Raw genomic sequence first — 23098 nt, forward strand, 5'->3', positions numbered from 1 at the left:
GTGCGGTAGCGGTAACCGGCAACAATGGTTAGCTTCCGACCCCTTTCAGGCAGCTTTGCCTGGACGTGCTAAGCAAGCGCTGCGACTACCAGCCCTCAATGACTTTTCTAAGAAGGCGCCTATGGCGTCTTTTTTGCTTTCAGGGTGCCGACTTTCATCGCACTCTGCTTCTTCAAGACTTTGTACGCCGTCACCACAGAGTAGAAATTCTCGCCAGCTGCATCCAGCTGCGGTGACAGGATAACCACTCCCTTCGCGCCCCTGACGATCGTCAAACGGTAGCCATCACGGGTCTGGTATCCCTCACACAGAATCTGCGCGCCTTGCGACAAGATACCGGCCACAAAGGTTGGAACATCCTCGATCGCAGAGCAGCCAACCTTTGCCAGCTCGTGGCCATGCCCCTCCCAAATATGGCGAACACCAAAGCCCTTACTGAAGCCATGGTGCTTGCCTACCCGCAGGTAGATCTCACCACCAGGCACTGTAAGGTTACGGCTCGCGTAGGGTTCGATGTAGCCATAGGTGAGCAAGCCGGTGACTGGGTGCGGCACGCAGACCTCTTTATCCTCTGTCGCATAATCAAACAACTGCGCAAGGGGCATCAATGCAGTCAAATGTTCTTCATCCTATGGCAAGTCCCATGCGGGTATTGAGCCATTTTGCCATAGTTTTTAATGCAGTTTCTGACTGCACCGTGTCGCCACCGCTCAGACTAAAACAGTGCTCACGCAGTTGATCCTTATCCCTTAGTTGACTTTTTCATTGACAGATGGCCAACTATTAAAGAGGCTGGGACAAGGCCTAATTCCCCCGCTACAGGAGGCCGGGCAGAGCCCGGCCTCCTGTAGCGATTCTCGTATCGCTTTTTCTGAGCGGCTATTCAATACGAACGAGATAGCGCTTTAAAGACGGATGGGGAAGCTTAGATGCGCGTTCCTGCAGATGCTTTGGGCGAAACCCAGCATGGCTGGGTCTCTCGGAGGGACACTGCAAATAACGGCGTCATTCGCAGAGCCTTGTAGGGCGCATCCTCGAGATCTTGCACCTAAGCGCGCATTCCCACTGACTTTCCCTTGATGCGCCCTGCAAATGCTGCCATCTTACTGCTCCGCACTCAGCCTGAACGCAGCCCCTGATCTCTGCTCAACTACGTTTCAGCACTCGGTTAACCTCGGTCTCGATCGCATCGGGTTTCAACTCATAACCAGCAAAGCTTCCGAACAGCTTTGAGGTAGCACGCTGAACGTAAGGGGCAATACTACTGGCTGGAGTATCAGCCGGCACCTCGACATAGCTTTCGATGGAATCTTCCCGGGTAACCTTGTTGCGGGAAAACGAACCCTGATCAAGCCAATGATCAATATGACGTCCGCGTAACCTATTCCAGCGAAACATGAAACCAAGCTTGGCATCGACGTCGAAACTCAATGCGCTCACGAAACGAAGGCCCACCGCGATGACTTCGGCGACAAAGTACGCTGCTAAGCGCGGGTCTAGGGCTGTACCTGGTTCTACCCTGTCAGTCATGTCGTCACGCAGTAGCCGTGATTGATAAAACTCCCCACGCGCATGCATACGATAGAAATCAAGAGACTCGGAGACTGAACCTAGGATCAAGGACTCCCATGCCGTCTCCCGCTTATAGGGACGATCAGCGGTGTTGTGGAAATTTGTTGAAACCAGCCAAGCAGGCCATCCAGTGTATTCAGGATTAGAAGAGTCGACCTTTGCCAGGAAGTCATTGCTAGAGTCCTCAACATCCTTGGGCGGATCGAAAACCAAAGCGACCTCCCAGCTCCCTTTTTGCAAAAGCATTTGAGCCGAAGGACTCAGCTTGCGTACCTCAATCTCCATTTGGCGAGCATCTGCGCCCTGCTGGAGGATCGAGCGCGTGCGTTCCTCAAGCGTTGGGCTTTTAAGCGCCGAAGTGAAGAGATTCGCCCCCTCGACACCCAGCTGTCGTCGCAGGAAGCGCCCGATATCGGCCTCCCGATTATCGAAGCAGATCTTAAGAAGGTCTGGCCAGTCAGATGCCTTGATTGCGGACGTACTGGGTGTGCCATTCGAACCGAGGGTGCGAAAATAGACAGTATCCTCGCGTATTAACATTCGACCGTTGTCATTTAGATCTCTTTTTGCCGCTGCAGGTACCGTCACTCCTTGAGGTACAGCTATCACTGGGTGTAGCAATCCCTCACGCTCAACGAACGCTACCTGGATTTCGATTGAGATTGATGAATACCTTGAAACGATGCCCTGAATTACATCAACGTGAAAAGCTGCTTTCACGTCATCCGGGGCATCTTCCCGATCTGGCTGCAGGGTATCGTTGTTGAAACCTATTATCAGATAGCCACCATCACGGTTGTACAAGGCTATGACGGCTTTGGTGATCTTGGCGATGCCTTCAGCAGCCTTCGGATCGATCCACGTTTTGATCTCAACGCTCAACCCTTCGGAAAGGCGGCTCACCAAACTGTCGAGTCGAGCCTCAGAAATGTCCATTTTCCCCCCTTAAAATGAAAGCCCTTCAGCGAGCAGCGATAACACCTTGCACGATCTAAGCAGACACAAGATTTGCCCGGTACTGAAAGACCGTACGGGACTAGTGGAGCTATCGGCGGCGCTTGGATTTCGGCCTAAACCGCCGTCATGCCTAGGTTATCCCAACTCAATGCCCTTAACGAAAAAGCCCGGCACATTGCTCATAATTTTTCGCCAACGCGGATTTGGTTAGTCTTCAGGCACCGACAAATTTGGTGGGCAATCATGGACAACCAACTACGTAAGCACGCGAAAGAGCTCCGCGAAGCTGCCGATGTCAGCGTCAATCTGGCCGCGATGTGGGCCAACGTTGCCGAGAGAACCTGGAGATCGTGGGAAACCGATAGCGGCAGAGTCACCTCACGCCTACCCTCACCCGCTGCCCTGTGGAGCTTCCTAGCTCGATCGGGAATCAACATACGGAAATTGGGCCTAGCGATAGATGCAAAACCACGCGAACTCGCACTCGCTGTCGCCTGCTATAAGGGTGGCGTTGGCAAATCATCCATCACCGTGAATCTGGCAGCAGCCATAGCTGAGCTAGGTTTCCGGGTAGCGGTCGTGACGAATGACTTTAATCATCGTTATGCCTGTGACGACGGCGAGGAGCCGGCTGCAGACAGCTGGGTTAGCCGGGTCGGGTTCTATGATGAGCGCGACCTCATCACCTTTCCATCGGCAGTCAGACAGCGGCGTAAGCGCATTCGCGATCATTTGGCAGCCTTGCCCCCGGATGAACAAGCGCGATACCAGATGTTTCACGCTGACGAGCTTGAGGCTTTGGATCGGAAACATCGATCGACCGAAAAACTGAGAGACCTGATCGCGCGGCACGATTACGTGTTGTTTGACGTGAATGCTGAACTCGAGCTCATACGTCGGTTCGCAGATCTTGTCGCCGTGGTCGTGGACACCAACTGTTCCATGGCTGTACACAGTGCCGGAAAATTCGTCACAGCACTGCAGAACATCAAATGTCGGGAAACAACGCCGAGCTATTTTGGCTTGCTCACGAACTGTGATGTGGGTGGCGTCAGCACAGAGCTTGAAGAGTTTGTCGGCGATTTCATAAAGCTAAGTGACGAGCAGTACGACGAGATCCTTGAGTCAAAATACTCAACCCTTCAGCGCCGAGAACGCGTGCTTGAGATGGTCGATTCACTAGCGTTTCCTCCTCTGAGTACTGAACTGACCGGAGCTTACCGAATCGCAATCGAGATGCTGGAAGATGCTGTGCCTAGGGGACACGAGTATGGATATTTCAGCGCATTCGTGGATTTCGCTCCGCGCTCGCATGCCGCTAGGGAGATGCGCCGGCTGGCTGATGAGCTCATCCATTGGCGACTCCGCAACAACTGGAAGTGACATAGGCAATCAAAGCGCGCCCCCATTATGTGCAACGTGGTTGAGAGCCCCTCACCCTGGATGAGCTCAATACGACTGCTGATTCCGTCGGTTCAGAGGTGGTCTGCTTGCTACCCTCACTGCCTCCGTTCGTCGCCCAAAAAGCAAAATACGTTTGACGATTCACTGTCATTATTGTTAACGTAAATCGTCAATCAGAAACACAGAGGTGCTTTATGGACTCGCAAAGATCAATCCACGCATTAGTCGATACCCTGGCCGCCACGCTAGAAAAGGTTCCAGATGTAGCGGGTGGATCGGTGCGCGTGCTGAAGCTTCTAACGAATGTGTTCCAGCAGTGGTCTGAGGAAAAAACCAAGGAAAACCTTGGATCCTTGACTGATGCCGAGCTTCTGCAAAAGCTTGCGGCCAGCGGATCTGTAGCCGGGGCTTTGAGCACTAGGGAAACCCGGAAACAAGCTAGGCGCGTAGCTGCAAAGATCGAGTTTTTTGATCGACTCAAGGATTTCGGTGGAGTGCTGAAAAGTCAGGCAGTAGCCAGTGCTTTGGGAACAACAAGACAAACTATCAACAACCACGTGAAGAAAGGCACGCTGATAGCGATTCAGGAAGGAAACGATTACCTCTATCCCGCATTCCAGTTTGTTGGGGACGAGAAGCTTCCACACCTAGAAGAAATTTTAGGCCTCATGAAAGATGTCAGCGCAGAAGCTCAATGCACATTTTTTCTGAACCCGATTGCCTTCAGCAAGGGACAGATAGAATTACCATATGTGGTACTGAGAGATGGAGCTAATGAGGAACAGTTGAAGGCTATCAGGCGTGAAGCAGCCCTGTTCATGAGCTCAACACCGGCTTAAAAAACAGCGCACCCAAAGGTGGGGCGCTGCGTAAATGGTAGCGGAGCTTAAGAGCGCACCTGGTAACCGAGGATTTCCGTCATGATCTCCTCAGCGTCAATGCAGTCATCTTCAAAGCCTTCCGGAAGTTCTCCTTGGTACTCGAACTCCGAAAGCTTCGTCATCTCAACGGTGTTTACCGTTGTGGCCTCACCTGGAGCCGTCCACAGTGCATAGCAGCTGCGGCCGTCCGGGTGATGCCGTGACTCGTAAGCGATCCCATCGAAAGGACTGCCTGGCAACCTGGCCACCGCTGCGGCAATTGCTTGCGTAAGCTCATAGTCAGGGCCCGTCACTTCGTCCACCGTCCGGTTCAACTTGGACAGACAAAGCTTCAGATTCAGCAGCTTTAGATCTCTGGTCGTCTCAACCACACACATATCTCTTTTTTCAAGATCTGTGGTATTGAAAAAGAATCCCAGTCCTTTCCCTTGTTTAGCCCGAAGCCTTCCAAACGTCTCGGCCAGCGCCCCGCAGGGGTGTTCAGCCCCATACCAGATCCCGATTTCTTCCATGAGATCGTTAAACCTACCCAGTTCTTCAGGCTTTTTAGGGCATCCGTAGTACTCGGCATTCTTATGCCCGGAGCCCTGAACTCTGTAGGAAATCGAACCGCTCGGAAGCAGTTTGACGTTCAGCTTACCCTCAGAGTACAGCTTTTGAACCAGTTGCTGGATTTTTTTAGTATCGTCGTCGCCTGTAACCATTAATCACCTCGTTATTGAAAAGTACCGTCATAAGATCACCATTTAAAGGTTGCTTACGAAAAGGACGCTGGAATTCCAGCGGCGCCGACACATGCCGAGCGCTCGGGGATTATATCAGAGTAAAAGTGGCTGCAAACGGTGCTACTTACGCTCGCACTCCCGCGAGCCGAGCCCGGCGAATAGATCGTAGGGCAAGATAGTCACTCATTTGGATAGAGTGATATCCATTTGGGAATAATCCGACCGGGATTTGACTTCGTCCATATGAGCGAACGCTCACTTCATACTTGTCGAGAGTTATAGCCAGCTGCCAGGCAGGGTTGTATGAAGTTCACAACACCTGCCTATCCTTGTCAGACTAGAAATTTCTCAGCCTAGGATTTTTCGCAGGGTTACCCAGCTTCTGAATAGGCTCGCGGGCGACTAGAAAGGAGCGAATCGACGTACTCCCCCAATAAAAACGATGGTGCTTCACCCTTCATCCTGATCTGGCTCGTTATCCAGGTACTTCACTCTTCGAATCGGGTGCTCCACCAAGCTATCGGCCACATAATCGATGCGGGGCTTATCGGACGCCTTCCCTCCGCTAATTCCTTGAGCCCCGTTGAGCTTCCAAAGCAATGTTGTCTCGGCACAGGCCACATGAGAAAAGAGCACGATGTTGCTACCAGGAGGATTCTGAACGGATTTGAAAATGACACCGTCGATGCGTGGTTTGCAGCAGGTTGCCAGGTATTCAGCAATGATTTGAGAGGTCAGATATTCTGCCTCCGCTCCCGGGAGCACAGGGATCGTAATCTCATTATGGAGATATCTCAGAAGCTCCCTACGTCCCGATTTGACGTAGTACCCCTGGTCGAAGAAGCTGGGCTCAGGCCCTAAGTCAGCTTTTTCAATACGTTTGAAATCCAGCACCCTGATCTCATCATTCAACCGGAACTCGCCGCTGACAACAGTGCATCCCACCGGTGGACGCAGCTCAGATATACAGGTATCACGATCCAAAGCCCCATAAAACACGGGCACCCCGGCCGCGTTCATTCTGCCCCCGCTCGCTTTCTGCTTTGGTGGAGCGGCTAGATTGCGCGATGGATTACGCGTAATTTCCTCTTGGCTTTCGAACGTCATACAGGAGCGCGCGCGAAAAATTGCAGGCGAGTTGTCTGGTGTGAAAACCCGTACCACAGCACGCTCATCAGATCCCACCGAATAGCCGTGTACGCCTTCGAAAAGCCAGTCCAAAAACTGTTTCGCGTCCTCGTTGAAGAAGCGGCTTTTGTGACGAATCCCCTCCTGAAACTCTCCCCATATTTGCCCGAGGTGATGGCGTGGGAACTCCTTTCTAAAGTAACCATTATCATTGCTGAAGGCCTGTAGGTTAGCGCACACCGCTGCCACTATGGGCGCCTCTGCGGTGATCCGGAAAATGTGGCTTGGGTCGCCTCTTTGAGCGCGTTGCCACTTGCAGATCCGAACACCACTCTACAGACTGCAGGCTGTTGCAGACGCGACAGGTAGCGAAGCCTATGCCCAAGGAAGCTTCCTACCATTCGGTTAATACTCCCTAGGCGTAGCGCTTGCGTGACGCTCATCAGCTTTGCTAGCAGACAACTGCTGTCCGAGCTCTCCTCCGGCAGTACCTGCTTCCTCAAGCTGCCGAATCTCCCCGTGAAGACAGAAATTCATGCTAATCCAGCCTCGATTGGGGTAGCTTGAGTGCAGCCTCAAGGGTATTTCCCTACTACCGCCATCGTGTAGCATGGAGGCTTTGAGTCAAAGACGTAGGCGAACCAGGCCTAAGGACAGTATCGAATGGCACGTCATCTAAAATTATCTGCTACAGACCATTCTATTCTTGAATCTTACAAATCAGTTCTGGATGGGCTTTCTCTTTTCCTGGGCGATGGTTTTGAGTTCGTACTCCACAGTTTAGAAGATTTGGACGCCTCTGCTATAAAAGTCGTAAACGGGCATTATTCGAAACGATCAGAAGGCGCGCCTATTACTGATCTCGCCATGCAGATGCTACAAAAAATCAAGCAGGATGGTGATATACGAAAAAATATGGTGTATGTAAACCGTAACCCTGGAAAGTCACCAATCAAATCAGCAACTCTTCCGATCGTTGGTCATAACAGCCGCATCATTGGGCTAATTTGCATCAACTTCCATATGAGCCTTCCCTTAGGAACCTTCATTGAAGGTTTTTTTGGCGGTTTTGGCGGCGAAGCCCTCCCTCCTGCTACAGAAAATTACGCTACCAATTCGGAATACCTGATCACATCCGCTTTGCAAAATGCTCGCGCTGAAGTCATCAGCAATCCAGGAATAACAGCTCTAAATCATAACAAGGCAATCATCACATCGCTGTACGACAAAGGTATTTTTGAGCTCAAAGAGGCAGTGCTTATTGTCGCGAATGAGCTGAAAATCTCGAAGAACACAGTATATTTACACATACGAAATTCTGGAAAATAGCACTACTCTGAGGTCTCAGAAAAAGACGCTAGCAGGGGGCAATCACCCGCCCCCTCTCACGGTACCATCTCCAGCAAGGAACGTTCATTCGCGCTTGACGATACATAATTTCATTGACTGAATTTTTGTAATGCGGTAGCTTGCTGTCTAGGGCGGGCCAGCCACGCCCCTCTCTCGGACACCAGACTTGAAAGAGCGATCGCCCCAGCATGCCGAGTCGCGTTACCAACCTAGCTGCGGCTGCTCACACCAAAATTTAACTTAAGCGTCGGCTCACCTTTGCATTTCTGATCGCGAAGCTAACGCTAATCGTCTTTGATACGAACAACAAAACGGAGCGCCAATGGTCAATAAATTCGATATCGCAATTGATCGTCGGGGCACTTCCTCGATGAAGTGGGCCTCGTTGGACAATGAAAAAACCATCGCGGTTGGCTTAGCCGACATGGACTTCCCCACAGCGGATGCTGTAGTCGACGAGGTCATGGCGTTGGCTAAGTTTGGGGTTCACGGGTACGCGACAATCACTCCAGGCTATTACCATTCCTTCATCCAGTGGTGCGATCGCCGTTACAACTGGGATGTTAAGGAGGAGTGGCTTCTCTATTCGCCAGGGATCATTGCTGGCATGGGCAGCGCTGTGCGGGCGCTTACGCAGCCCGGCGACCACGTCATCTATCAGACGCCAGGATTCTATCTGCTCGACGAACTGACACGCACAAATGACCGAGTTTCGATCCAGAACCCATTGATCTACGCAGACGGACGTTACAACATCGACTTTCAGGATCTAGAAGCCAAAGTCAGCCATCCCAAAGCCAAAATGCTCTTACTCTGCAACCCGCAGAACCCCACAGGCCGTGTCTACACGCGTGACGAGCTTGAGAGGATTGCTGACATCTGCCTACGGCATCACGTCCTCATCGTCTCTGACGAAGTCCATTGCGATATGGTCTTCGCACCGCACAAACACATCCCCATCGCCTCACTGGGCAAAGAGATTGCTGACATCACCATTAGCTGCCTCTCACCTACCAAAACTTTCAATATGGCGGGCCTGCAGACATCGGTAAACGTGATCTCCAACCCTGAGTTGCGCGCTCGATTTGAAAAAGATCTGATCTCCCGAGACAGCAAGCGGCCAAATATCTTTGCTCATGCCGGCTTCAAAGCCGCATATGAAAAAGGTGAGGCATGGCTGGATGACGTTACTGCTTACATCAAAGCAAATACTGACTACATAGTCGCCTACGCTGAACAACATATCCCGGAGTTCAGAATCGTCAGCGCAGAAGGTACCTACCTTGTATGGATTGACTGCTCCGCAATGCAGATCAACGGTCGAGAGCTGCGGGAGTTCTTTTTGACCAAAGCTAACGTACTGATTTTCCCTGGCATCGAATACGGGGAGGAAGGTCGCCACTTTATCAGGCTCAACCCGGCATGCGCCCGCTCCGTATTGAGTGAAGTTCTAAATCGTATGGCTGTGGCTCTAGCTGAAACTCGCTCGTCCTAAAGAATCAGACAGCCCCCCCAGTGTTGATCTGCGGGGGGTGGTCTCCTTCTTGCAATAGCCTGCACCGGCCAGACAACGATCAGACCTATCCCTCAGCCAACCGCGCCCGAATTCGGATTGAGTTCCAACCTTTCAGTACTGCAGCTGTGGAAACAATGACGACAACGAGCGAGCAGCCCGCCAAAGCAATTATGGCAAGCCATTGATTCAGTTCGTTCGGCACCGTCTGATATACCCGTATCAAGGACGAAGCCAGGGCAGTGCTTGGGAATGTGAATGCCCACCAGCTTCGCGAGAACGGGGTAGCAACAAGCCGCTTACCCAAGCTCAGAATGACAATCGCGAAGAAGAGTGATGTCCAGGTCAAGAATAGAACCGCCTGGTTAGCGGTTTGCGTGAAAGAATGTATTGATAGGCCTAGTACAGCAGGAGCAGAGACTAAGATTGCTAATCCTGGCATCGCATGCTCCGGAGTCTTCGGAGGGACAAATATAAGGCGATACAAAATCAATGGCATGAATACAGCCCAACAGAAAAGCGACGAGATCAGCAAAATCTCACACACCGGGCCATATCCTAGAGTAACCCCTGCAAAACTAGGTGACGCATTTCCCACCATTGGAATCAACCAAGCTGGACTCAACTCGACAGGATCAACTTTGTCTACAAGCCAGTGCCGCATCATTAATATCAAAAAAAGCAGTTGAGCTGAAACCCCCACCACCCACAATACTTGCGCTGCATATCGACTGTAAGGAATCAAACCTAATGCGAGCAGCGCACTGGAAATAGTAGCTGCACAAAAAAAGTTTCGCCTCGCCAGACTTCTCCATTCCACTATTAACTCGCCAGGCGTATGGATTGCCCGGTAGAACTGAATCAGGATCAAGGCTATAAATACGCAACCCGCCAAAGCGAGAACTCCTTCCCCCACCAGTTCTACCACGCCAAACCCCTGTGCAGCCGAGCGCCAGGCCAAACCGAGGCCTGCCAACCCCATCACAGAGGAAAAGTAGTCAAATCCGATATCCCGCACTTTAAAAAAAAACAAATTCCTAGCCTCCTAGTTAAGTTTAAACCTCCCAAGCAGCTATGTATTTCTCAATTTTTCAATACTAGCACGCTCATTACTTGCAATATCAATTTGAAATATGCAGCAAATTCGCCCTTAGAATTACCTAGACCAACAGCAAGTTATTCATGTCCTGTAGGCATGGGAATTATCGCCCCGCTCATTCATCTGCGGATCAACGGGCAAATCATTTACCATCATTCAGGCACGACAAGAATATGATGCCCAAATTTTATTACCAAACTCATACACCCTATACATAGCTCTCAAGCACCTATTTCCAATCAAGATCACTTGGCACCCCACAGCAATACGACCAGGCATTGAATGTTACCCGCTAACAGCAACGCCTTTCTCATACACGTCCCCCGCAGTGAAGACATTGTAATTGGCGATTTAGCAAATGAGTTCCTAGTCATTCATATTCAAGCACCCTTTAGCCCTTGCGACCATATCGATATCGCCAATAGCGTGGTGCCCTCCAGGCGCCAGCCATGCGCATCCGATCGATGCTGCAAGAATGTCAGACCACCCAACTCAAGCTTAGGGAGATAACGTTTTTATATAATGCTCGTTTAGCACTACAACAATGAGTAGACATATCCATCAAGCGACGTCAGTAACTACTGGGACTTGGGGAGTCTAGCAAAACCTCTGTAGATTTGCTCCTAACTGGGCCCTTCGGAGAACACGACAACGCAGTTCGGTACAAAAAATAAATCCCAAAAGCAATTTACCCGATTTAAAAAAACGGCTAGTCCGGGTCTTGCGTGGAACTCGGACTAGCCAGGAACAACTCGGGTTGACGCTTGGCAGCTATCGATTGGCATGAGAGATTTAGGTTGGCCTAGCAATCACTCCTTATGCTGCTGCTCGTCGCGTCAATGGCCTTATCTTTTGAGTACGGCGGAAGACTCCAATTCCAAGGTAGCCACAAACTATAGAGACAATTGGACTCATCCAGGCGATGAAAGCGTAGGGGCCATACTCAAACATACTAACCCCTAGTACTGAAGCGTAGAAAAGGGATGCCACATCCCATGGGATTACGGCCCCGACCATAGTCCCGCTGTCCTCCATTGTGCGTGACAGAACACTCGAATGGACATCACGATCCTCAAATGCTTGGCGGAAAGCAACCCCTGGAAGTGTCAAGGTACAGTACTGACCGGCCCCCCCCAGCATCAAAGCCAGGCAGGCCGCCGTTGTGGAAAGCACTAGACCACCGATGCTAGTCGCATAACGCAGGATCCCATTCATAAGCACTGACAGAATGCCTTGACGATCGAGTATTCCGCTAATAATACCCGCGCACAAGCACAGGTAAACAGTCATCGACATACTGAGTGCCCCGCCTCGACTCAAAAGTTTATCAATGGATTCAAGCCCTGTTTTACTGACATAACCATTCATCCCACTGGATAACACATGAGTGAGTGAGGATTTCTGAACGAGAATCGCACAGACCACGCCCAATACTATACCGCCTACAAAGACTGGTATTGCAGGCTTTCGAAGTGCACTAAATATCAAGACAAACAGAGGCGGGGCTAGCAGCACTGGACTGATTACGATATTACTTTTCAGCCCGTCAGTCAGCGCAACGATCGTATGGATATCTGCTGAAGTCGCCGAATGGATATACCCAAGATACGAGAATAAAACTAAGCTCACCACCGTAGCAGGTAAAGTCGTATTCATCATTGACAGGATATGATCAATGAGGTTGGTGCCGGTGCTTGCAGCAGTGAGTATTGTCGTCGAAGATATAGGCGACATCTTTTCTCCCACCAACGCACCTGATATCACTGCTCCAGCGGTGATTGGCAGTGGTATGCCCAAGCCCTCAGATACACCCATTAATGCCAAACCGACAGTACCCGCAGTACCCCACGATGTGCCGGTGGTAAGGCATGTCAGGACGCACACGATAAAAGTTAGTGGAAGAAAGAAAGTAGGATTAATCATTTTAATCCCATAATAGAGCAGTGTCGGCACACTCCCTGACTCAATCCAAACCGCAATCATGACGCCGACAAGAATCATCATGAAGGTTGCTGGAAACACCCGCGCCACACCTTTCATTGCTGACGCCTGAATATCATCCCATTTCAAACCAAGATACATACTAAAGAGACTACTTACGCATATTGCACCTAGCAAAGCAATCACTATCGGCACATCACTTAGCACCAAGAGAATGACACAGGACAACGGCAAGCAAAATCCGATCAAGGCCTTACTTAACGTGACAGCAGATATACCGCCAACATCAGATGAGGGAGCATGCATAACATCACCGAATATTTTATCTTTATAATTTCAGGGCGTGGGAGTTAATAGCAATGATTAGTCAAGGACGGCGATAGCTTCAATTTCTACCAATACGCCCTTAGGCAATTCGCGGGCCGCCAAACAGCTGCGAGCAGGCTTAGAAATGAAATGCTGCTCATACAAGGCATTGAACTCAGCAAAATGCGCCATGTCGCTCAAGAAGCAGGATGTCTTGATGACATTTTGAAAGCCAGCTCCACCAGCTTCGAGAATAGCCGACAGGTTTTTGATCACCTGAAGCGTTTGCTCATGGATGCCGCCCTCAACAACCTGACCAGAAGTGGGGTTTAGTGGAATTTGCCCAGAGATGAACAGCAGGTCTCCATGGGCTTTGGCTTGCGAATACGGGCCGATAGCAGCGGGCGCCAAGGGCGTTTCTATTGTCTTCATGAAAAGCTCCATCAGTGAGAAATGCGGACTGGGTCAGCCAGCCGTTGCATCTTGACTGAATTTTTATTCATTGACAATACTTTTGTTCATTCTGCACAGCCCTTTTTGGCTGGACTAGCTCGGGAAATCCCTGGTCATCGTCCAGATCAGTTGACCCACCCATCAGGTCTGAGCCGCACCATGAGGCGGTGATCGACACCACACATCCCTAGAACACTGCAGAGCTTTTAGAAGCCTTCTATAAGAGAAGGCTCGGTGAGAAAATGACTTGAAGCCTTCATGAAATTTTTCTTCGAAGCTGCTTGTGATGCCAGGGTAAGCAGCAGCTGATACAGGCCAGACTCCTCGTTCCTCAAGGGCGCCAGAGCGTAGCCCTCAAATTTCGGTCAGGTGAGCAGCGCACCAACACTGCAGGAGCTCGAAGATCCACTCCTCCCAGTCACGGCGGTGTGAATGCGCCTCGATCTAGATAGCGGGCGTCACCGAGTGGCAGCTCTTTCAACACGCTCGCGAGCAGCGACACCCCTTCGTTCTGCGGGCGCGGGGATGGCCAGTCTGTCCGTGACTTTGCCGCCCAAGACGTTCCCACAGCTGTTGTGACCCCGTACAACAGGATAAATGCGCTAATTGAGGTCTTTTCAACGCCCGTGACCTGATTCAAAAGAGGGGTAATGTAGGTGTAGGCGGCGAACGAGCCAGCATACGCGAAAACCGTAACCAGAGCTCCGAGAAGCAGCTTCCCGTGCAAGAGAGTACCCAAGTTCACCCACGGGGAGTTCTTTCCGGCAGACGAAGTCGGGAGCGGATCGCGTATCCCAAAGAGCAGACCAATGAAGCCAATAGCCCCAAAAATGCCGATCGCTCCCAAGATCAAACGCCAGGAGACGGTTTCACTGAGGTAAATGCTGGTTGGCACACCTACCGCGAGTGCGAGCGTAAAACCACCAAAAACCACTGCAACAGCGCTACCAGCCCGGTGCGGCCCTGCCAGTCGCGCTGCAGTACTTGACGCTGCGGCCATGAACAAGCCATGTCCCATACCCGCTGCAAAACGCGCCAGAAGGATGACGCCTATGTTTGCGGTTACAGGAGCCACCAGTGCGCCCACAGTAAATACGAAAGCTGCGATAAGCATGACCTTCTTTCTCGGCCAGTTGGCAGTTAGCGCAGTCAGGACTGGTGCTGCGAAAACTGCACCTAGCGCATAAGCCGTCACTGTAGCGCCTGCGGTTTCAACCCCGACGCCTAATTCATCAGCCATAATGCTAGTCAAGCCAATGGGCACAAACTCTGCAAGCCCAAGCGCAAAAGCGCTTATTGCAAATATGTAAATCACGAAAGGCATTGTAAAACTCCGGAAAGTTAGCGCGAAGGCCCGGAGCTTGAGTTATAAATAAACAGATTAAAAATCAACATTTAGCAGCACACCCATAATTTAAATTATGGGTAATGACAAAGGCCTTCAAGTCCTATCAGCTAGCCCGTTCAGAGTCGCTCACGAAATACTCGAAATAATTACTTCCCTGAGCTTCTGAGCATCAAGCATACCAGAGTAAACTTTTTGGCCAATCGCCATACTAGGCACTGCACGGATACCAATCTGCTGAGCGTATTCGAGTTCTTTGTCGTGCCGCTGGCCACGAGCTGCGGACTCTAGGATCTCCTGCAGCGATTCTGTGGGCAACCCTACAGACGCGGCCACATCTCGGATAACAGTGAATTCCCCGATGTCGAGATTCTCCTGGAAGAAAGCTTTGAGCATAGCTTCAGCGTATTCGTTTCCTAGACCGTGCTCTTTGGCATACTGCAGTACTAACAAAGGATCACGGGTGTAGGGTTGCGGTGAAACGCTGGGTAGCTTAATGGAGATGCCCATTTTTTCCGCTGCCGGATACACGCCATATTTCCAAGCAGAGGGGAGATACTCGTCCTCAGGACGGAGGGTTGGCGTGGGGTATTCGCGGAGTTCGAAAGGCATCATTTCAATATCAACATCAAGCCCCTCAACTGCGGTCTCCAAGCTTTTTTTGCCTAGCAGGCAGTAAGGACACACGAAGTCGATCCATACCTGTATTTTGAGTTTGGAGCTCTGGGGCTGAGAACCTTCAACCATAGTCATTAAACACCTCTGTAATCACGCACCTTGCGGTAGCAATATGAAAAGACGCTGACAAGTTCTGATTTCAGTGGAAAAAACGGCACCCATGGTGAGTAGTGCCGCTCGGCTAGTTAGCCGATAGAAATGTTAAGCGAGCTCACTGTCCTTGATGTTAGCGACCGGGCCGAGGATAGAGGGATCGAAATCAACCAGCGAATCACCACGGGCGAAACGGTTAGGGAAGTCCGGGTTCGCCAACGCGCCTTTACCCAGCGCGATGATATCTGCGCCATCTTTGATGACGTCCTCGATGTGATCCACTCGGTGCAGGCTACCGTTGGTGATGATGACCTGGTTAGGAGCATAGCGGCGTGCGAGCTTGACGAAGCTGTCGCCCCCCGTCGCAAACGCAGGTTGCCAAGCCTCGAATTCAGTAACGTGAATGAAGTCGACGCCGGCATCTGCCAGAGAGCCAAACACCACTTCCGCACCAGCCTCACCTTCAGCCCACTTATGGAAGAAGTCGTTAACTTTGCCTTGGGAGATACGAACGCCCACAGCCGCGCTGCCAACAGCTTGGCGTACGGCCTTGTAGACCTCCAGAATCAGGCGAACACGATTCGGAACGTCGCCACCCCATTTGTCAGTTCGCTGATTGGAGAAGTCAGTCAAGAACTGGTCAAGCAGGTAGCCGTTTGCACCGTGAATCTCAACGCCGTCAAAGCCTGAAATCTCCAGAGCGCGCAGAGCTGATTTCGCGAAGCCATCGATAGCGTCAGCGATATCTTCGTCGGTCATAGCCTTAGGAGTTGGATACTGACCGCTCCCGTAATAGAAGCCCATTTGCTCACCCTTGGGGGTGACAGCCGATGGGCCAGCGGTGATTTGCGAAAAGCGGTTGCCTTGACTGAGCGCACCGGCATGCATCAACTGGGCGAAGATTTTGCCATCATGTTTATGAACCGCGCTGGTCACTGCACGCCAAGCCTGAGCTTGCTCAATATCAGTGATACCAGGCTGGAACTGGTAGCCTTGGGCGAACTTCTGATCGGTATAAATGCCTTCGGTGATCGTCAGCCCGAAGCCGCCCTTCGCAAAACGCTCGTAGTACTCAACCTGACGCTGGGAGGCGAGACCTTCTTCGCTTGCACTGATGCGGGTCATCGGCGCCACTGCGAATTTATTCTTCAGATTTACCTGACCAATATCGAAAGGAGTTAGAATCTGTTGCGTGTTGGTAGTCATCTCAAAACCTCGCCAGTTAGGATGGAAAGCTGGGTTGCTGACGAAGGTATCGCCATTGCGGGACTAGTGAAAGCCGCGCTAAGCGATAAGGCGGCATAACGAAATAGGATATTAAGATGCAAGTCGCTGAAGTTGAAGCCTTTGTTGCGATCGCGGCCAGTAACAGCTTGTCAGGCGCCGCCAGAAGACTAGGCGTTTTGCCAATGACCATCTCCAGGAGGCTAGCCTCTCTGGAAGAAGAACTGGGGGTGAGACTAGTGCATAGAACCACCCGGTCTGTGTCGCTGACACCTGAAGGCGAACTCTACCTTCCTTATGCCCAAGCAATGCTTGACGCCAACGAAGCAGCGAGGGCAGCTATCCTTACCTGTCCTGGGGCCGCCAGTGGGCTTCTAAAGGTAACCGCCCCCACGGTGTTTGGGCAGGCTGTCATCCTTCCAATGATTCCGGAACTCCTTGAGGAGAACCCTGCATTACGGATAGACCTGACACTATCAGACAGCATTGTCGATATCGTTGGCCTGGGTATCGACGTAGCCATCCGGATCGCCACACTCCGCGACTCAGCCCTGGTCGCTCGTCATCTGGCGCCAAACCCTCGCGTGATCTGCGCAAGCCCATCCTACCTACAGCGTAAGGGCATTCCCGGCACACTGGAGGAGTTGAGGGCGCACGACTGCATAGGCCTGCACTCAATGCCATATTGGCCACTCATGAAAGATGGAGAAGGGTGCTCGGTCAAGGCCGATGCTGCGTTCAGCGCCAACAGCGTGGAAGCTGTGAGAAGAGCTGGGAAAGTCGGACTCGGGATTGTGATGCTCTCCTACTGGGATGTCCGCACCGACTTGGCGGACGGGAGCCTGCAGGAGATTAAGTTGACGGACGCTGTCCCGGAAAATTTGTCCATTACAGCCCTCCTGCCCACACGGCAGCAGGTACCTTACCGGGTCAAAGCCTTCCTCGATAAACTTAGCCTAGTACTTGCCACCCCTGAGTGATGGTGGGAAGACCCTGTAGGCTCAATCATTTGCCCGCCCTAAGAAAATCGGCCCATTTGCGAACTAGGTAGTTATGTTCATCCATCACTGAGTTCCAGACACTGATACGGCTCACGCGCTCGGCATAAGAGCCACCCTCTCGGGTTTCTCCAAGCTCGATGAGGGGTTCACCATCACTCCCAAGCAATTGTTCGCGGGCAGGCTTGCCTTCATACCAGTAATCCCACTCCGCAACCGACAGGTGATCGCGAGCTCGCAATGGATTGGAAATGTAGAAGCCTTGTCGAGCCATCATCGCGCCTGGCCAACCTGCCAGCCACCAGTTCAGATAGGCGTATGCCGCATCTTTCACTGCCCCATCAACAGCGCGAGACAACGACAAGCCGCCGAACCAGCCCCGGTAGCCTTCTTTAGGGACTGCTTGGCGATACTGAATCCCTTCGCGATGCAGTTGCATCAACGCTGGAGACCAAACACTCTCAATGTGAACGCTAGGGCCCAGCATGAGCTTTCCCGCATCACGATCATCAGACCAAAAGGCGGCAAAATGGCCTTGGCGCTGAAGCTTGATGAGCACATCAGCAAGCTGGTCGATCTCATCCAGCCGGAGGTTGGCAATGCAGTCGAACTTGGCCAGGCCCTTCGCCTGGACTGCCAACGCAGCGTCCAATGCCCCGATAGCGGCATCACTCTGCAAAGCCACATGGCCGCACCAGCTGGGATCAACAAGCCACGACCAACTTTCGTTCTCGATGGCAAACCCTGGAGGAAGAAGATCTGGTCTATAGGCAAAGCTGTCCGCGTTGTGCGTGAGCGGTAGCATGCTGATGGAGTCGGTTGGGCGATTGGCCAAGCTACGATCATGCTGAACATACAAACGGTCGCAAGGCAGACTACCGCCCGCCAGCTCATCGTCAGCGTGAAGTCTGCCCCGCTTGGCCAGATCATTGATCTCATCCCACAACGCGACTCGCCTGATATCGATGGGTTGGATAGCGCCGGCAGGCCAGACAAAATCCATGCTATGGAACCACTGATCGTAAAGGTCGTAGCTTTCGGGATGCATCAACGCAATGCGCTGAACCGTTTGCACGTCGTGGATTTGGTATTCAACCCGGATGCCCAGCTCTTGCTCCGCTCGTAAGCGAATGGATTCCAGCAAGGTGACAGAGGTACCCAGTACTCTCAACGTGACATGGGCGCTCATGCAGCACGCCCAAGCCGATTCAAGAAGGCTTGAAACGATCTACGCAGAAGCTTGGTGTCCAGATCACGCACGATGATTACCAAACGGGATCGACGCAGTCCATCAGGCCAGCTGCTGAGGTGAACTGGCGAATGAAGGCAGTGCTGCACACCGTGAATCACGATAGGTTGCTCAGAGTCGATCACGTTCAAGATCCCCTTGACCCGAAGAATTCGTTCTCCGTGGCATCTTAACAGCATCGAAAGCCAGACCCCGAAGGCAAGCCAATCCAGAGGCGCATCGTACTCAAGTGCACAGACTTGTGCGCCGCCGTGCTGAGGTTGCTTGGCGGGTGCAAAAAGTTGCCACTTCGCGACCTCCTCGTCGGGCTCCAGGCTTTTGAGCCCCTCGCCCAGAAGCTGCTCATCACCTTCCACCACTGTACTTGCCAACTCTATCGAAGCAGATGGGTTGAGGGTCTGCAGGTGTTCCAATAACTGATCAAGCATTGCTGCGCTGACCAGATCCGCCTTACTCACTAGAAGCCGATCAGCAGCTGTCACCTGGCCCAACCACTCGGGATGAATCCGCTCCTGAAGAGAGGCATGCAGCGCGTCGACAACAGTCACCATCAGACCTACGTGATACCGACCTCGCAGTTGGGGATCCCGCTGCAAAGTTGCAAGAATCGGTGCAGGATCGGCAAGGCCAGTCGTTTCTAAAAGCACTCGACGGAAAGCAGGGATCTCCCCGCGACTTCGCTTGTCATGCAGATCGATGAGCGCTTGCTTGAGATCCCCACGCACGGAACAGCAGACGCACCCACTTGGCAGCAGAACCGTGTTGGGAGCGATTTCCTGCACAAGTAAATTGTCGATCCCAACCTCGCCAAATTCATTGATGAGCAGAGCCGTCTCGCCCATGTCTTCGTTGGCAAGAACTCGCTGCAACAAAGTGGTTTTACCGCTTCCTAGAAAACCGGTCAGGACATTGATCTGAAGGCTCATGCCGGCGTCTCCAAGTGATCGAGAATTCTCGGATCAAGGGGATCAAGCTTGCGCCCTAGAATCTCCTCGGCTGTCTGCCAAAGCTGTTCCAAACCTGAGGCAACACCCTGTTTCCCCGTAGGGCCCTGAACCAGATAAGAAGCGCCCTGGACGTCACTGACTTTGAGCCTGAAGGGTGCTACCACCTGATTAATCGAGGCGATTCGACGCAAGCGCTCGCGGCGAGCGGGAAGGCTTATGTCTATAGGATCGCTCCAGTGAACGTCCTCACCGATCAGGCCACAAAGTCCACACATAGCTCACCTCAAGGCATTACATCGCCCGAATTCGGGTTAAGGGTTTGGCCAACGAACAAGTTTCCGCCAGGCTCAGAGGCAAGCAACACCGCGATCGGGGCCACCTCTTCAACCTTGCCGAATCGGCCCAATGGCAACTCCTTAGCCTTGGCAGCCTTCCACTCCTGGCTGATCCCTTCAACAAGCGGGGTTTCAACCGGCCCTGGCGCTACACAATTCACCAAGACGTTGTCCTTGCTCACCTCCAACGCCAGAGACTTAGTGAAGCCGATCACCCCTGCTTTGGCTGCAGCATAGTGAGTCAGTTGAGCACCACCTTTGATTCCGAGCTGAGAGGCGATGTTGATGATGCGACCCCATTGTTGTTCCAGCATATGAGGTAGAGCACGCTGGCTTGCCACGAACACGCTGGTTAGATCCACCCGCAGCATTTCATCCCACATTTCCTGGGTGAGATCCACGCACGAAGCCTGAGTCAGCATACCGGCATTGTTCACCAGAATATCGATGCCACCGAGGGCATCAACACAGGCATCTACACCAGCTTGAGCGCCCTCCCTGCTGCCTACATCAGCAACACATTCGATCACCAAGTTGCCACGGTCACGACAGTGGTTCGCAACGATAGCCAGGCGGTCGGAGTCTCGGTCGCACAACACGAGCTTGGCACCTGCCTCAGCATACGCATAGGCGATCGCCGCACCGATACCGCTGCCCGCTCCGGTAATGACCGCACGTCGGTTTTGCAATGGCTTCATTCTTATTCTCCTCGCAGCCGCAAGGAGACCTTGCGGCGCTGTAATCTTTACTCAGGCCAGCGCACGGTCAGACCGCCGTCGATGATGATGCTCTGTCCAGTGATGTAACTCGACTCTCGACCGGTCAAATAGCAAACCAGGTCAGCAACCTCGCTTGCTCGACCGACCCGACCCAGAGGAATCGCTTTGCCTGCTTTAGCCAGACCATCCGCCCCTAGCGAATTCTTGCTGTCCAGCGATTGAGGGGTTTCGATCAAGCCAGGGATGATGGTGTTGCAACGGATGCCTTTGGACGCAAACTCCACCGCAAGAGAACGGCAAAGCCCCGGAAGGCCGGCCTTGGCAGCTGCGTAATGAGAATGATCTTGCCATCCGTAGACACCACCAGCGATCGACGAAATCGCGACCATGGCTCCACCTTCACCGATGTAACGGCTCGCGCTTCGGAAAGTGCGCATCACGCCTGTAAGGTCGACATTCAGCATTTCATTCCACTGCTCATCCGACATCTGCAGCAGCGGGGCTTTACGCAAAAGCCCAGCGTTCGCGACGGCATAGTCGAGTCGACCAAACCGTTCGACAGCGGCTGCGGCAAGGGCGTCCATGGAGGCGCTATTTGTTACGTCCATCGCCACCATAAGGCACTCGCCGCCTGCCTCTTCCACGAGTCGCTGAGTTTGAGATGGATCATGTGAGTCAGCTGCCAGGTAGCCGCCCACCACGCGTACACCTTTCTTCGCGTACGCAACTGCAACCGCTTGGCCAATGCCACTGGCAGCCCCGGTGACCAACGCTACGGGTTGAGACATAGGTACATTCCTTCTTATTTGACTGAATGGGGTTCAACGTGCCGGGCTGCAAACATAATCAATCCCGAAAGGAAGCAAGGCAGCGCTCCAAACCAGAGGGCCGCGCTATGCCATTCACCACCGGTTGACAACACGCTGGTGATCCCCAGCCCAGCGACAATTGCGCCGATAGGGCCCATGGCATGGACGATTGCGCCCCCCGTTGCACGGATACTGGTAGGGAAGCTTTCACCCATGAAGAACAACATTGCGGAGTACGGGCCGGTAAGGAAGAAGAGGCCCAAGCTGTACAAGGCGATGACAGTGATCAGATCACTTGGCGCTTGGATCATGGCGAAGAATGCCAATCCACCACACATCCAACCGAGAGCAACAGTATTGCGACGTCCAATCCGATCGCCCAGCCAACCGTGAACGAGATAGCCAATGAAACCCACCAGGTTGGACAGGACAAGGATCCACAACGAGTTCTGGAACGACAGCTTGTGAACGCTCACGATGACTGAGGTGCCCAGAACGCTGAAGACTTGAATGGCCGACCAGTTGAGGAGAATCGCCAAGCTCAGAACCAATGTGGGTCGCAGTGCTGCGCCACGAAATGCTGCAGCAACGCCTGCTTTGGCATGCTCGTCATAGTCGACGTGGTACTCACGAGCCAGGCTGCGCGCTGCGGACTCGTCTCCCGCCTTGCGCAATTGGTTGATCCGCTGATGCACCTGGAACTGAGGGCTTTCTTTGAGTTTGCGAGCCAGGATCGCCACAATCAGCGCCGGTACCGCAGCAAAGATGAAGCAACCCTGCCAGCCAATGTGGGGCAGCAGCAGCGCAGTAAGGCCTGCGGCAATCAAAGCACCTACCGGCCAACCACTTTGCACCAGGCTGTAGACAAACCCCCGGCGCTTGATCAGCTTTGGATCGGTCGAGGCCGCATATACCTCGGTAAGGTATGTCGCGTTGACACCTTCCTCGGCATAGCCCAAGCCAGCGACTGAGCGAACCGCAATCAAAGGCCCTTTACCCATCCCGGCACATACTGCAGTGAGCGCTGAGCACAGCGCGGTACCACCGATGGTGAAGATAATCCCTCCGCGTCGACCGATCTTATCCACAAGAGGGCCTACGACGAACGCGACGACTGCGCCGCCAACCGCTACCCACGTGGCGATTTCCGCCTGTTCAGTTTCGCTCCAAGTGAAATGCCCGCCCATGACCGGCAGCAGGGTGCCAAATAAGATGAAATCGTAAACTGCAAAAACCCAAGCGAAGAAAGCAATCCAAGTCGCGTATTTGACATCTTTGGATTCCAGCTGTATGGGCTTCCATGCACCAGACTCAGTGACTGGAGTAGTCGTGGTGGCTTGCGTAGTGGTCATATCGGCATTTCTCTTGTTTT

General features: G+C 52.6%; 21 protein-coding genes. 5 read left to right on the forward strand and 16 right to left on the reverse strand.

All coding sequences use genetic code 11. The annotated features are described in order from the left end of the window. Window positions 1–119 precede the first annotated feature (119 nt). On the reverse strand, window positions 120–617 hold the full coding sequence (locus tag AC6I6U_RS00230) for a hypothetical protein (RefSeq protein WP_497880098.1): 498 nt from the start codon (window positions 615–617) through the stop codon (window positions 120–122). 529 nt (window positions 618–1146) lie between these two features. After that, window positions 1147–2508, reverse strand: a complete 1362-nt coding sequence (locus AC6I6U_RS00235; protein ID WP_497880099.1) for an AlbA family DNA-binding domain-containing protein — start codon at window positions 2506–2508, stop codon at window positions 1147–1149. Window positions 2509–2772: 264 nt separating this feature from the next. Between AC6I6U_RS00235 and AC6I6U_RS00240 the strand changes: the two genes are divergently transcribed. Continuing rightward, window positions 2773–3912 (forward strand): ParA family protein, encoded by a 1140-nt coding sequence (locus tag AC6I6U_RS00240; RefSeq protein WP_497880100.1) that lies wholly within the window; start codon window positions 2773–2775, stop codon window positions 3910–3912. A gap of 215 nt (window positions 3913–4127) precedes the next feature. Beyond that, window positions 4128–4772, forward strand: a complete 645-nt coding sequence (locus AC6I6U_RS00245; protein ID WP_497880101.1) for a hypothetical protein — start codon at window positions 4128–4130, stop codon at window positions 4770–4772. A 47-nt stretch (window positions 4773–4819) separates the two neighbouring features. Here the strand turns inward: AC6I6U_RS00245 and AC6I6U_RS00250 are convergent, their stop codons facing one another. Together AC6I6U_RS00250 and AC6I6U_RS00255 are read right to left on the reverse strand one after the other, a co-directional pair. Beyond that, window positions 4820–5518, reverse strand: coding sequence for an RES family NAD+ phosphorylase (locus tag AC6I6U_RS00250; RefSeq protein WP_497880102.1), 699 nt, complete (start codon window positions 5516–5518; stop codon window positions 4820–4822). A 471-nt stretch (window positions 5519–5989) separates the two neighbouring features. Next, window positions 5990–6916 carry an RES family NAD+ phosphorylase gene (locus AC6I6U_RS00255; RefSeq protein ID WP_497880103.1) on the reverse strand — a complete coding sequence of 309 codons (927 nt, stop codon included), beginning with the start codon at window positions 6914–6916 and terminating at the stop codon, window positions 5990–5992. 414 nt (window positions 6917–7330) lie between these two features. On the opposite strand from AC6I6U_RS00255, the gene AC6I6U_RS00260 reads away from it, so the two are divergent. Continuing rightward, the gene (locus AC6I6U_RS00260) at window positions 7331–7996 is read left to right on the forward strand and encodes a helix-turn-helix transcriptional regulator (protein WP_497880104.1); all 666 of its coding nucleotides are present in this window, start codon (window positions 7331–7333) and stop codon (window positions 7994–7996) included. Window positions 7997–8339: 343 nt separating this feature from the next. Further along, window positions 8340–9512 carry a MalY/PatB family protein gene (locus AC6I6U_RS00265; RefSeq protein WP_497880105.1) on the forward strand — a complete coding sequence of 391 codons (1173 nt, stop codon included), beginning with the start codon at window positions 8340–8342 and terminating at the stop codon, window positions 9510–9512. 85 nt (window positions 9513–9597) lie between these two features. Here the strand turns inward: AC6I6U_RS00265 and AC6I6U_RS00270 are convergent, their stop codons facing one another. The 6 genes from AC6I6U_RS00270 to AC6I6U_RS00295 form a co-directional block, all read right to left on the reverse strand. Next, window positions 9598–10563 carry an SLAC1 family transporter gene (locus AC6I6U_RS00270; protein ID WP_497880106.1) on the reverse strand — a complete coding sequence of 322 codons (966 nt, stop codon included), beginning with the start codon at window positions 10561–10563 and terminating at the stop codon, window positions 9598–9600. An 882-nt stretch (window positions 10564–11445) separates the two neighbouring features. Next, window positions 11446–12876: a Na+/H+ antiporter NhaC gene (gene nhaC / locus AC6I6U_RS00275; RefSeq protein ID WP_497880107.1), complete on the reverse strand. Its 1431-nt coding sequence runs from the start codon at window positions 12874–12876 to the stop codon at window positions 11446–11448. Window positions 12877–12933: 57 nt separating this feature from the next. Continuing rightward, window positions 12934–13308, reverse strand: a complete 375-nt coding sequence (locus AC6I6U_RS00280) for a RidA family protein (protein ID WP_497880108.1) — start codon at window positions 13306–13308, stop codon at window positions 12934–12936. A gap of 439 nt (window positions 13309–13747) precedes the next feature. After that, window positions 13748–14653 (reverse strand): MFS transporter, encoded by a 906-nt coding sequence (locus AC6I6U_RS00285; protein WP_497880109.1) that lies wholly within the window; start codon window positions 14651–14653, stop codon window positions 13748–13750. 150 nt (window positions 14654–14803) lie between these two features. Further along, window positions 14804–15427 (reverse strand): DsbA family oxidoreductase, encoded by a 624-nt coding sequence (locus tag AC6I6U_RS00290; RefSeq protein ID WP_497880110.1) that lies wholly within the window; start codon window positions 15425–15427, stop codon window positions 14804–14806. A gap of 126 nt (window positions 15428–15553) precedes the next feature. After that, the gene (locus tag AC6I6U_RS00295; protein ID WP_497880111.1) at window positions 15554–16651 is read right to left on the reverse strand and encodes an NADH:flavin oxidoreductase; all 1098 of its coding nucleotides are present in this window, start codon (window positions 16649–16651) and stop codon (window positions 15554–15556) included. Between the two features lie 116 nt (window positions 16652–16767). Between AC6I6U_RS00295 and AC6I6U_RS00300 the strand changes: the two genes are divergently transcribed. After that, window positions 16768–17649 (forward strand): LysR family transcriptional regulator, encoded by an 882-nt coding sequence (locus AC6I6U_RS00300; protein ID WP_497880112.1) that lies wholly within the window; start codon window positions 16768–16770, stop codon window positions 17647–17649. 25 nt (window positions 17650–17674) lie between these two features. On the opposite strand, the gene AC6I6U_RS00305 is transcribed toward AC6I6U_RS00300, so the two are convergent. Genes AC6I6U_RS00305 through AC6I6U_RS00330 form a run of 6 tightly spaced genes read right to left on the reverse strand, consistent with a single transcriptional unit; the run spans window position 17675 to window position 23078 of the window. Further along, window positions 17675–18856, reverse strand: a complete 1182-nt coding sequence (locus AC6I6U_RS00305; RefSeq protein ID WP_497880113.1) for an ABC transporter substrate-binding protein — start codon at window positions 18854–18856, stop codon at window positions 17675–17677. Continuing rightward, window positions 18853–19842, reverse strand: coding sequence for a CobW family GTP-binding protein (locus AC6I6U_RS00310; protein WP_497880114.1), 990 nt, complete (start codon window positions 19840–19842; stop codon window positions 18853–18855). Before AC6I6U_RS00310 ends, AC6I6U_RS00305 begins: the two co-directional genes overlap by 4 nt. Continuing rightward, window positions 19839–20138 (reverse strand): hypothetical protein, encoded by a 300-nt coding sequence (locus AC6I6U_RS00315; protein WP_497880115.1) that lies wholly within the window; start codon window positions 20136–20138, stop codon window positions 19839–19841. The genes AC6I6U_RS00310 and AC6I6U_RS00315 overlap by 4 nt, the downstream gene beginning before the upstream one ends. Window positions 20139–20146: 8 nt before the next feature. After that, window positions 20147–20896: an SDR family NAD(P)-dependent oxidoreductase gene (locus AC6I6U_RS00320; RefSeq protein WP_497880116.1), complete on the reverse strand. Its 750-nt coding sequence runs from the start codon at window positions 20894–20896 to the stop codon at window positions 20147–20149. 47 nt (window positions 20897–20943) lie between these two features. Beyond that, the gene (locus AC6I6U_RS00325) at window positions 20944–21705 is read right to left on the reverse strand and encodes an SDR family NAD(P)-dependent oxidoreductase (RefSeq protein WP_024652025.1); all 762 of its coding nucleotides are present in this window, start codon (window positions 21703–21705) and stop codon (window positions 20944–20946) included. A gap of 14 nt (window positions 21706–21719) precedes the next feature. Next, a complete protein-coding gene (locus AC6I6U_RS00330; protein ID WP_427123284.1) occupies window positions 21720–23078 on the reverse strand; it encodes an MFS transporter in 1359 nt (452 codons plus the stop codon). Between the last annotated feature and the right edge of the window lie 20 nt (window positions 23079–23098).

The sequence above is a fragment of the Pseudomonas sp. UTLPPB19802 genome (assembly GCF_059730225.1).

Coding starts and splice junctions, on each gene's coding strand:
- AC6I6U_RS00240 (WP_497880100.1), top strand. CDS start 2,773: ATGGACAACCAACTACGTAAGCACGCGAAAGAGCTCCGCGAAGCTGCC.
- AC6I6U_RS00235 (WP_497880099.1), bottom strand. CDS start 2,508: ATGGACATTTCTGAGGCTCGACTCGACAGTTTGGTGAGCCGCCTTTCC.
- AC6I6U_RS00325 (WP_024652025.1), bottom strand. CDS start 21,705: ATGTCTCAACCCGTAGCGTTGGTCACCGGGGCTGCCAGTGGCATTGGC.
- AC6I6U_RS00300 (WP_497880112.1), top strand. CDS start 16,768: ATGCAAGTCGCTGAAGTTGAAGCCTTTGTTGCGATCGCGGCCAGTAAC.
- nhaC (WP_497880107.1), bottom strand. CDS start 12,876: ATGCATGCTCCCTCATCTGATGTTGGCGGTATATCTGCTGTCACGTTA.
- AC6I6U_RS00320 (WP_497880116.1), bottom strand. CDS start 20,896: ATGAAGCCATTGCAAAACCGACGTGCGGTCATTACCGGAGCGGGCAGC.
- AC6I6U_RS00260 (WP_497880104.1), top strand. CDS start 7,331: ATGGCACGTCATCTAAAATTATCTGCTACAGACCATTCTATTCTTGAA.
- AC6I6U_RS00250 (WP_497880102.1), bottom strand. CDS start 5,518: ATGGTTACAGGCGACGACGATACTAAAAAAATCCAGCAACTGGTTCAA.
- AC6I6U_RS00305 (WP_497880113.1), bottom strand. CDS start 18,856: ATGAGCGCCCATGTCACGTTGAGAGTACTGGGTACCTCTGTCACCTTG.
- AC6I6U_RS00280 (WP_497880108.1), bottom strand. CDS start 13,308: ATGAAGACAATAGAAACGCCCTTGGCGCCCGCTGCTATCGGCCCGTAT.
- AC6I6U_RS00285 (WP_497880109.1), bottom strand. CDS start 14,653: ATGCCTTTCGTGATTTACATATTTGCAATAAGCGCTTTTGCGCTTGGG.
- AC6I6U_RS00330 (WP_427123284.1), bottom strand. CDS start 23,078: ATGACCACTACGCAAGCCACCACGACTACTCCAGTCACTGAGTCTGGT.
- AC6I6U_RS00295 (WP_497880111.1), bottom strand. CDS start 16,651: ATGACTACCAACACGCAACAGATTCTAACTCCTTTCGATATTGGTCAG.
- AC6I6U_RS00315 (WP_497880115.1), bottom strand. CDS start 20,138: ATGTGTGGACTTTGTGGCCTGATCGGTGAGGACGTTCACTGGAGCGAT.
- AC6I6U_RS00310 (WP_497880114.1), bottom strand. CDS start 19,842: ATGAGCCTTCAGATCAATGTCCTGACCGGTTTTCTAGGAAGCGGTAAA.
- AC6I6U_RS00265 (WP_497880105.1), top strand. CDS start 8,340: ATGGTCAATAAATTCGATATCGCAATTGATCGTCGGGGCACTTCCTCG.
- AC6I6U_RS00290 (WP_497880110.1), bottom strand. CDS start 15,427: ATGACTATGGTTGAAGGTTCTCAGCCCCAGAGCTCCAAACTCAAAATA.
- AC6I6U_RS00245 (WP_497880101.1), top strand. CDS start 4,128: ATGGACTCGCAAAGATCAATCCACGCATTAGTCGATACCCTGGCCGCC.